This is a genomic window from Sphingomonas sp. LH128, from assembly GCF_000293195.2.
Lineage (GTDB): Bacteria > Pseudomonadota > Alphaproteobacteria > Sphingomonadales > Sphingomonadaceae > Novosphingobium > Novosphingobium resinovorum_A.
Genome location: NZ_ALVC01000067.1, coordinates 1 through 8,877, shown reverse-complemented (window position 1 = coordinate 8,877; position 8,877 = coordinate 1). Strand labels below are relative to the sequence as shown.

Here is an 8,877-nt window from a genome sequence, read left to right as displayed (position 1 = left end):
CCGCCGCGCATCCCGATCCCTTCAACATCCCTCTACGGGATCCTGGAATCAGCAATGCCACATCAAGGCAAGCGCCTTTTTCCGCAGCCTGTTAAAGAATCCGGGATCGATCAGGGTTTTGGCGTCAGCCCATACGCGGTTGCGGGCCAACAGGTCGGAGAGGCCGCCGTCGTCTGCTCCGTCGGCGGCGGTCTGTCTTTTTCCACTCTCCTCCAATTGCCTCATTGCCCGGGAGCCTGCAGATCGACGACCCGAAGGTAGGGCTTCAGTGTCTTGTAGCCTTGTGGGAACTGCCGGGATGCCTCCTCGTCCGACAGCTTCGGCGATATGACGACCGGCTCGCCAGGTTCCCAGTTGACGGGCGTTGCGATGCTACGGGCATCTGTAAGTTGAAGGCTGTCGATGGCACGGAGAATCTCGGCAAAATTCCGACCGGTCGAAGGCGGGTAGGTCAGGATCAGCCGCACCTTGCGTGACGGATCGATGACGAAGACGGAACGGACAGTGACCGTCGGGTCGCTCTCGGGGTGGATCATGTCGTAGAGCGCCGACACCTTGGTGTTGGCATCCGCGATCATCGGGAAGTCGAGTTTCGTCCCTTGGGTTTCGTGAATGTCGAGCTCCCATTTGTGATGGGCTTCGACCGGATCCACCGAGAGGCCAATGGGTTTGACGTTGCGTTTGTCCCATTCGGACCGGAGCTTGGCAACCTCGCCCAGTTCCGTCGTGCAGACCGGCGTAAAATTCTTGGGATGGCTGAACAGGACACCCCAGCTTCCGCCGAGCCAATCGTGGAAGCTGATGCGACCGTGCGTGCTGTCCTGCTCGAAATCGGGGGCGATCTGCCCGAGCTGAATGGCCATGGGAACTCCTTCATATCGCAGATCTGATGTGGAGATGGACGAAGCATCATACAAACGAATGTTATTATTATTTATCAGCAAAGATATTGGATATAAATTAGCGCCGGGTTCCCGGTCCGAGCCCCACGATCATGAGGAGGGCTATCGGCATGGCGAACAGCACTATCCCATTGCCGTCCCCTTCGGCGACGAAGCCGTTTTGGCGGAGCAAATCGACAAAAAGGCGGATCGAGACGAAGGCGATGCTTGCGGCGAAAATCAGATAGAGCCCGGACATGGAGGGCGGGCGCTCTGGTCCACGCGCTTGTCGGTCATCATCGTTGTCAGCCTTCACGGCAGCTTTGTCCGTGACGAGGGAGGCGGTTTGCGGCGGCAGGTTTCCTGAAGATTAGGGGCATCTTCACCCGACGGCTGTCGGTCTTCAGATGACCACAGCGCAATGAAGTCAAACGGAGGGGGCACTTCCTGCCAGGGCTGACGCACTCGGCGATGTGCCGTTTGTTCCCAATCGAGAGAGAGGATCACACCGATACAAACCGCGATCACGAAGACCACCACGGCAACGAAGACATCGTCACTGATCGCACCAGCGTCGTAAAAACTGAAAAGTGCTATGCCTATCCCTAAAACCAGCAACGCCAGCGCTATGCTGACTTTCCAGATTTCGGCCCGCGGCGGCGGCGGTTCGGGCGTGAAGCGGCCTAAAGGTTTCATCTGAAAGTTCGCCCAAACCGTTGGACGCCTTATGGTTGTTGGTGCCTGTCCAGGGTCGATCACACGGGTCTTGCCTTGTGATCCCATCATCGGCCCGCTACCATGATGCAAGCAAATGAATATTATTGCGCATTGAGCGCAAGGATGATGGCTTATGGATATCAATGTTGCGCGCACATTCTTGGAAGTCGTCAAAACCGGCAGTTTTGTGAACGCTGCGTCGAACCTTCACCTCACGCAGACCGCAGTCAGTGCCCGCATCCGGGTGCTTGAGGACCTGCTCGATCGGCCAGTATTCATCCGCAACAAGGCAGGTGCGAAGCTGACACCGGCGGGCGAGCAGTTTCTGCGCTTTGCAACCACCATAGTGCAGGTCTGGGATCGGGCGCGCCGCGCCGTCGCGCTCCCGCCGGGACGGGAGACCGTGGTAACGGTCGGCGCCGAGCTCAGTCTGTGGAGTCCCTTGCTGCGGCACTGGCTGCTCTGGATGCGTCGGGAATGTCCGGAAATCGCGGTAAGCACCCATATCGACACATCCGAACGCCTGATGGAGCAGGTCCAGGATGGCTCACTCGATATGGCGGTGCTCTATGCCGCGCCGAGCCGTCCGGGGATCATCGCCGAACTCTTGTTCGAGGAAAAGTTGGTCCTGGTGCGGACCACGCCAACCAGCAGCCCTCTCGCACCGGAAGATCATGTTCAGATCGATTGGGGTGAGGAGTTTGCCGGGAGCTATCACGCCGCTTTCCCGGATCAGCCTAACGCCGTCGTTTCGATAAGCTATGGTCCGCTCGCGCTCGATTATATCCTGGCGACAGGGGGTAGCGGCTATTTTCGCAAAGGCTTCATCCGCTCCTATCTCGAGGAAGGCCGCCTCGCTCTCGTCCCCGGAAGTCCTGAATTTTCGTACTCGGCCTATGTCGTCCACAGCACAAAGGCCGACCCGGGCGTGATGGACCGCATTCGTGCCGGCCTCAAGGCGGCCGCGGCGATTACAGCATGACCGTGAACGAACCATCGTCACCCGTTTGCTACGCCAGCGAAGCCGATGACATTTACATGGGCTTTGTCGGTCGCGAGGAGATCCTCGCGGCGCTCAACGAACTGCTGGAAGCCGAACGGGCCGGCGCCCGCGTCGCGCTCGCCAGCGCCAAGTCGGCGAACGATCCCGACTACGCCGAACTGATGCGATCGGTCCGTGCCGACGAAGCACGTTGGTGCGCGATGCTCTCGAGGCAGATCAGGCGATTGGGCGCAGCGCCCTCACGCAAGACCGGCGCCTTTTACAAGAAGGCGTTGGCAATCCCTGATCCGCTTGAAAGGCTCGCCTTTCTCAACCGCGGACAAGCCTGGGTGGTTCGCAAACTGGAATCTCTGACCCCTAGGGTTCGTGACGAGGCATTGCATGCCGATCTTCGCGAGATGCTCGAGAGCCATCGGGTCAACATCGATCGCGCCGCAGCGCATCTTGAAGCGGAGCATTGACCTGCGCGGAAACCCGCAAGCTGTATCATTTAGTCCATGCCGACGCCGAGCGGTGATTGGCGGTTAATCAGCCGCTTCATGGCCTCACGATCGGACAGGAGATCGGAAATCCGGTAGGTATCGAATACCGCCATCATCGCCTGCATGCCTTGCGCCAGCACGCCGGTCAGTCCACATGCGGGAGACAGCGCACACCCGGAACAATCTGCGAGTTGGAAGCCTTCCTCGGTGCGGCGGACGACCTCGCCGACGGTGATCTCATCCGCTGGTCGGGCGAGACGCATGCCGCCGGCGCGACCGCGAACGGTTTCGATGAAGCCGTCGTGCGCCAGGGCGTTGACGACCTTCATCAGGTGATTGTGGGAGACATCATAAGCCCGCGCGATTTCGCCGATCGAACACAGGCGCTCTTCGTGAAGGGCCAGGTGAATCAAGACCCGCAGTGAATAATCCGTGTAGCGTGTCAGCCGCACGCAAAACTCCCGAGAAACAATCTGCAAACACCATACCTGTATGTAACAGACATGTTAAGGCCGGGATTGCCCTCAATGCCGGTTTGCAACGATCGGCCCATGGTTATTGACCTGCAGCGACCTGCCTTATCGAGCAATTATTTTGATGGATCGATGCATTAAAAGTCATTTTGTGCATGAGTGATCATGATGCCATCCTGATGCTCCCTTGGGCGTAAGAGGCTGATATGTACAAATACGACGAGTATGATCAGGCCATGGTCGATGCCCGGGTCGAAGAGTTTCGCGACCAGACGCGCCGTCGGATCGAAGGCCATCTCAGCGAAGACCAGTTCAAGCCTCTGCGGCTCAAGAATGGGCTCTACCTGCAACTGCACGCTTATATGCTGCGCGTAGCGGTGCCTTACGGCACGCTCAATTCGCGGCAAATGCGCAAGCTGGCGCATATCGCGCGCAAATATGACCGAGGCTACGGTCATTTCACGACACGACAGAACATCCAATATAACTGGATCAAACTGGCAGAGGCGCCCGACATCCTCGCCGAGCTTGCGACGGTGGAAATGCACGCCATCCAGACGAGCGGCGAGAGCATCCGCAACCTCTCGGCCGATCATTATGCCGGGGCCGCTCCCGATGAGATATGCGATCCGCGGCCCTGGGCCGAACTGATCCGCCAAGCCACGACGTTCCATCCAGAGTTCAGTTATCTGCCGCGCAAGTTCAAGATCGCAGTGATCGCCGCGCAGGAAGACCGTGCCGCGCTGCGCTGGCACGACTGTGCGCTGCGCATCGTCAAGAACGAGAGCGGTGAGCAGGGCTTCGAGGTCTATGCTGGCGGCGGTATGGGGCGCACGCCGATTATCGCTTTCCCGATCAGGGGGTTCTGTCCGGCAGGCCAGATTTTCTCCTATATCCAAGCGATCCTGCGGGTGTGGAACCGGCATGCGCGGCGCGACAACATCCACAAGCAGCGGATGAAGATCCTTGTCCATGAACTGGGAGAAGAAGAGTTCCGCCGTCAGGTGGAGATGGAGTTCGAGCACATCCTGACGCTGGGCCGGGATTTTCCGCAGGCCGAGTATGACAGGATTGCCGCCCATTTTGACCCGCCGCCGTTCGAGACCGGGCTTTCCGAGGAGCTCGACCGCTCCGATCCCGACTTCGCGCTATGGGTCGATCGCCAGGTCGCCGCACATAAGGCGCCCGGTTATGCCATCGTCAATATCAGCCTCAAACCCGACGGGGGTATAACCGGCGACATTTCAGCCGAGCAGATGGAGCTCGTGGCCGACCTTGCCGAACGCTACAGCTTCGATGACCTGCGCTCGACGCATGTCCAGAATCTCGTGCTGCCCCATGTGCGCAAGCGGGATCTCCATGCGGTCTGGCAGGCGCTGGACGCGGCGGGGCTGGCAAGCGTCAATCTCGGCCTCGTCACGGACATCATCGCTTGTCCCGGACTCGATTATTGCAGCCTGGCCAACGCGCGTTCGATACCCGTCGCCCAACAGATCGCAGAGCGCTTTGCCGATCTCGATCGTCAGCTCGACCTCGGCGAACTCAAGATCAAGATTTCGGGCTGCATCAACGCCTGCGGTCATCACCACGCGGCCCATATCGGTATCCTTGGTGTCGATCGTAAGGGCACAGAGAACTACCAGTTGCTGCTTGGCGGGTCCGGGGCCGAGGATGTTTCGCAGGCCAAGATCACCGGGCCGGGCTTCGACGAGACCGGGATCGTCGATGCCGTCGAACGCACGATCGAACGCTATCGTGAGATTCGCGAGCCAGGTGAACGCTTTCTCGATTGCTATCGCCGCGTTGGCATGGATCCGTTCAAGGAGGCTATTTATGGGTGATCCGTTACGCTTCCGGGACGATCCGGCACCGGATGAGCCGGGAGTTTCCCTGGATGCGTTTCTCAATCAGAAGGACGCAACCTCAGTGCTTCTCGAGGCGGGCGATGATGTCCGCGCCTTGTTACCCGAACTTGGCCGCGTGCGGCTCGTCGAGATCGACTTTCCGCGGTTTCGCGACGGGCGTGGTTTTTCCAGCGCAAGCATATTGCGCGAGGCGGGCTACACAGGCGAAATCCGTGCGATCGGTGACGTGCTCGTTGATCTGGTATTCTTCATGCGGCGTTGCGGCTTCGACAGCTTCGAGCCCGACGCCCCCTTTCATCCGGGTGCCGTCGATGCCGCACTGAGCCGCTACCCTGACGTCTATCAGTCGGCGACAGATGGACGAGAGCCGATCTGGGCGCTGCGGCATCCCCAATTCGCCGCTGAATGAACGCAGTTCGTTCCTATGGTTTGGACGGTAGCTTCGGCACCTGATGCGCGCGCCATATAATGACCAGATCATCGTGTCTTGATGTCCGACTTGAGTGCTGGAAGCGATGAGCGGGACCCTTGTAAATATATCGTAACACGATATATTAGAATGAGGGATGCGGAGGGGATGTCGATGGAGGCCGCTATGCCGATGTTGAAAATCCTGGCCACGACTGTCGGCCTGACGTTGGGCAGCTTGCTGGTCGCGGTATCGTTGTCCTGTCTGGCTTGGTGGCTAGCGACCCGCGCTCATCATCCGCGCTGGGGCGCGCCACTTCTGCTCATCATAGTTGGCGGCGCCTGGCTGGCTGCCTTGGGCCACAGTGAGTTCGTGAAGATGGCCACCGTATTCGCTTTGGTTGGATCGGGCTTGCTCTATTTTGTAGGTCGGGAAGAACAGGGGGGAGGGCCGTCGCGCGACACGAAACCGGGCCGCTCCGCCATTCCTGGAGGAAAGCACTGATGGCAACGCAGATCTGGATCTATCCTGCCCTCATCGCGGTGCTAGGCCAGAATAGACGGCCGAGCTTTGCTGAAACGCGCAGTTTCGTTCGACGAGCCCGGCGTGAAGCCGCTGCAGCAGGCGGTTCGGACGTTGCATGCCGAGGGAAGGTGCGTCGTCTGATCGAAGCGGCTCTGAAAGCGCCATCTCCTCAGTTGATGGCGGACGAATAGGCGCGCCCTACTCGCGCTTTGCGAACGCCCCTGCGTGTGATGTTGTTTCCCGTCGCCCGAACCTCGGAATTTTTGCGCTTAACCTACAAAAACATTCGTTTGCGACGCGGCGCGCATTCTTTCACCCTGCCTCCATCAGGCCATGAAGATGGCTGGTTACGAGCGAGCATCGACGGGAGAGGATGCCGCATGAAGAGGTTTATGTCGGGCGACGCTGCTACACAGGCCGTATTCACTTGGTCACGGGCACTGTGGACGCTTCTGTTCGCTGGGCTCGCCTTTGCTCTCTATTGCCTCAGCAAATATCGCCTTCTCAGTGAGGAGCAGATCATGCTGCTGATTTTCCTCGCCGTGCCGATCGCTGCATTCTTTGTGTCGGGCAAAGGGCAGGATATGTCCGATGCTTCGGACAAGACAGACCAGGGCATCAATTCGAGCTCGACCACTAAAAGCAATTAACCGCAAAATATTTGCGTTTCTCCATCAATATTTTGATCTACGGTTTAGCGCGCTGGCTCGGTTAAAGGGCTGTCTCATATCCATGGGAGGTAATGACCACGGTCGCTGTCGATCGTGACAATCCCGTTTGTCATGGTTGTCAGTGATGCTTGTTGCGTTTGCGGGCGGGAAATGCCTGCCAGCCTCTCCCTTCGTGGTTGACCCCCAGAAGCTGCTCTTCTCGCTCAGCAGCTTGCTGGCGGCGGCCGCTACGCTGGCTATCGCCTTCTCGGCCAGTCTGCCCCGCCCCTGGTGGGCTCTGTTGACGGTCTACGTTACCGCTCAACCCATGGCCGGTGCCTTTCGGCCCAAGGTTCTCTACCGTCTGGGCGGCATACTAACCGGTGCCGCTGTCACGATCCTGCTCGTTCCCAACTTGCAGAACTCGCCCGAACTCCTGGTCTTGTGCCTCGCGGCCTGGACAGGTTTCTGCATCTATCTTGCGGTTCTTGATCGCACTCCGCGTGCTTTCCTGTTCCAGATGGCGGCATTCAGCTCGGCGGTGATCAGCTTTCCCTATCTCGATGATCCGGGGAATATTTTCGAGACCACGGCCGCGCGGGTGCAGGAGATGACGGTTGCTATCCTGTGCGTGACGGCGGTTCATGCGCTGCTGCAACCTTGGAGCGCAACGCCGGCTATTCGCGCCCGTGTCCAGTCTTTTTTGGGCCACGCCCGCCGCTGGACCTCAGAGGCGCTTGGCAGTCACCATACCCGTCTCGAAGACGCACATCGCCGCGCACTGGCGGCGGACGTCACCGAACTCGGCATGATCGCGGTCCATTTGCCGTTCGATCAGCGCTGGGCTCCCGCGACCCGGCGACGGGTTACGGCCTTGCAACAGCAGCTCGCCACCATCCTGCCACTTGCCTCGGCTGCGGCGAACCGGCTCGACCGCCTGCGTGAAAGCGCCGATCTTCCGCCAATGCTCGAAGCTTTGCTGGCCGACGTCACCGACTGGCTGGATGATGAGCAAAGCGAGCTGCACCGGGTGGGATCGCTGGTGCGACGGTGCGAGGCGCTGGCGGCCGCCGCTGAGGCGCGCGGCGACTGGAACGACCTGCTGACCGCGAGCGCCTGCATCCGCATCGCCGAGTTCCTGACCGCATTGGCCGCGAGTCGAAGGCTGGCGGACAGGATCGGGTCACCGGGTCGGCCCAGCGCTAAAATTCTTGCCGCAGAATCCTTTTCGCTTGCCCGCGATCATGGCGTCGCTGCGCTCGCGGGCCTGGCGACCGCCACGGCAATCGGGCTCTATTGCGCCGTCTGGATCCTGCTTGCCTGGCCTAATGGATCGGCGACCGCGGCCTTTGCCGCGCTCATTACCTGTTCTTTTGCCGCACAGGACGATCCGGCGCCGGTGATCGGTCGCTATCTCGTGGCTACGCTCAAGACCTTTCCGTTGGGGGCTCTCTACCTTTTCGTGATCATGCCTCGGGTCGATGGCTATGAGATGCTGATCGTCACCCTGGCCCCGGCCTTGCTGTGGATGGGCTATATCCAGGCCGATCCCGCACGTTCGCCGCAGGCCTTGCCGATGTTCTCCTGCTTTATCGTCGCCATGGGCTTTCTCGCGCGTTTTCAGGCGGATTTTGCACTGTTCATTAACACGGGGTTGGCCCAGCTCGGCGGAATTGTAGCGACGCTTGCCGTCACCCGCATGTTCCGATCGGCCAATGTCCTGTGGACCGCCCGGCGCATCCTGCGCGCGAACTGGGGTGAACTGGCCCTGCTTGCGGACATTCGCCGGCCTTTCCGTCCGGACCGCTGGACGGCAAGAGCGGTCGACCGGCTCGGGCAGGTGGCTGCACGAATGGCGGGGGGGGGGGCCGG

The 8,877-nt window shown here is 59.9% G+C and carries 13 protein-coding genes; 8 read left to right on the top strand and 5 right to left on the bottom strand.

Annotated features, from left to right (window positions below):
* Nucleotides 1–48: 48 nt before the first annotated feature.
* From LH128_RS32750 to LH128_RS33185, 4 genes are all read right to left on the bottom strand, one after another.
* Nucleotides 49–225, bottom strand: a complete 177-nt coding sequence (locus tag LH128_RS32750; RefSeq protein ID WP_202196466.1) for a hypothetical protein — start codon at nucleotides 223–225, stop codon at nucleotides 49–51.
* The gene (locus LH128_RS06210; RefSeq protein WP_008828739.1) at nucleotides 222–863 is read right to left on the bottom strand and encodes a peroxiredoxin; all 642 of its coding nucleotides are present in this window, start codon (nucleotides 861–863) and stop codon (nucleotides 222–224) included. The genes LH128_RS32750 and LH128_RS06210 overlap by 4 nt, the downstream gene beginning before the upstream one ends.
* 97 nt (nucleotides 864–960) lie before the next feature.
* A complete protein-coding gene (locus tag LH128_RS06205; protein ID WP_172704970.1) occupies nucleotides 961–1,197 on the bottom strand; it encodes a hypothetical protein in 237 nt (78 codons plus the stop codon).
* Entirely contained in the window at nucleotides 1,194–1,667 is a 474-nt protein-coding gene (locus tag LH128_RS33185; protein WP_156800006.1) for a hypothetical protein, read from the bottom strand. Before LH128_RS33185 ends, LH128_RS06205 begins: the two co-directional genes overlap by 4 nt.
* A 64-nt stretch (nucleotides 1,668–1,731) precedes the next feature.
* Between LH128_RS33185 and LH128_RS06200 the strand changes: the two genes are divergently transcribed.
* Together LH128_RS06200 and LH128_RS06195 are read left to right on the top strand one after the other, a co-directional pair.
* A complete protein-coding gene (locus LH128_RS06200) occupies nucleotides 1,732–2,580 on the top strand; it encodes a LysR family transcriptional regulator (RefSeq protein WP_008828738.1) in 849 nt (282 codons plus the stop codon).
* Nucleotides 2,577–3,062 (top strand): DUF6306 domain-containing protein, encoded by a 486-nt coding sequence (locus LH128_RS06195; RefSeq protein ID WP_008828737.1) that lies wholly within the window; start codon nucleotides 2,577–2,579, stop codon nucleotides 3,060–3,062. Before LH128_RS06200 ends, LH128_RS06195 begins: the two co-directional genes overlap by 4 nt.
* Nucleotides 3,063–3,091: 29 nt before the next feature.
* Here the strand turns inward: LH128_RS06195 and LH128_RS06190 are convergent, their stop codons facing one another.
* Nucleotides 3,092–3,535, bottom strand: coding sequence for an Rrf2 family transcriptional regulator (locus LH128_RS06190; RefSeq protein WP_008828736.1), 444 nt, complete (start codon nucleotides 3,533–3,535; stop codon nucleotides 3,092–3,094).
* A 227-nt stretch (nucleotides 3,536–3,762) separates the two neighbouring features.
* Between LH128_RS06190 and LH128_RS06185 the strand changes: the two genes are divergently transcribed.
* From LH128_RS06185 to LH128_RS06165, 6 genes are all read left to right on the top strand, one after another.
* Nucleotides 3,763–5,397, top strand: coding sequence for a nitrite/sulfite reductase (locus LH128_RS06185; RefSeq protein WP_008828735.1), 1,635 nt, complete (start codon nucleotides 3,763–3,765; stop codon nucleotides 5,395–5,397).
* Entirely contained in the window at nucleotides 5,390–5,830 is a 441-nt protein-coding gene (locus LH128_RS06180) for a DUF934 domain-containing protein (protein WP_008828734.1), read from the top strand. The genes LH128_RS06185 and LH128_RS06180 overlap by 8 nt, the downstream gene beginning before the upstream one ends.
* Nucleotides 5,831–5,998: 168 nt before the next feature.
* Nucleotides 5,999–6,334: a hypothetical protein gene (locus LH128_RS06175; RefSeq protein ID WP_037518066.1), complete on the top strand. Its 336-nt coding sequence runs from the start codon at nucleotides 5,999–6,001 to the stop codon at nucleotides 6,332–6,334.
* Nucleotides 6,334–6,546 (top strand): hypothetical protein, encoded by a 213-nt coding sequence (locus tag LH128_RS33180; protein ID WP_172704969.1) that lies wholly within the window; start codon nucleotides 6,334–6,336, stop codon nucleotides 6,544–6,546. The genes LH128_RS06175 and LH128_RS33180 overlap by 1 nt, the downstream gene beginning before the upstream one ends.
* A 39-nt stretch (nucleotides 6,547–6,585) precedes the next feature.
* Entirely contained in the window at nucleotides 6,586–7,005 is a 420-nt protein-coding gene (locus LH128_RS34360; RefSeq protein WP_248006413.1) for a hypothetical protein, read from the top strand.
* Nucleotides 7,006–7,150: 145 nt separating this feature from the next.
* Nucleotides 7,151–8,877: FUSC family protein (locus LH128_RS06165; protein ID WP_051211426.1), on the top strand; the 1,727-nt coding region annotated here is incomplete at its 3' end.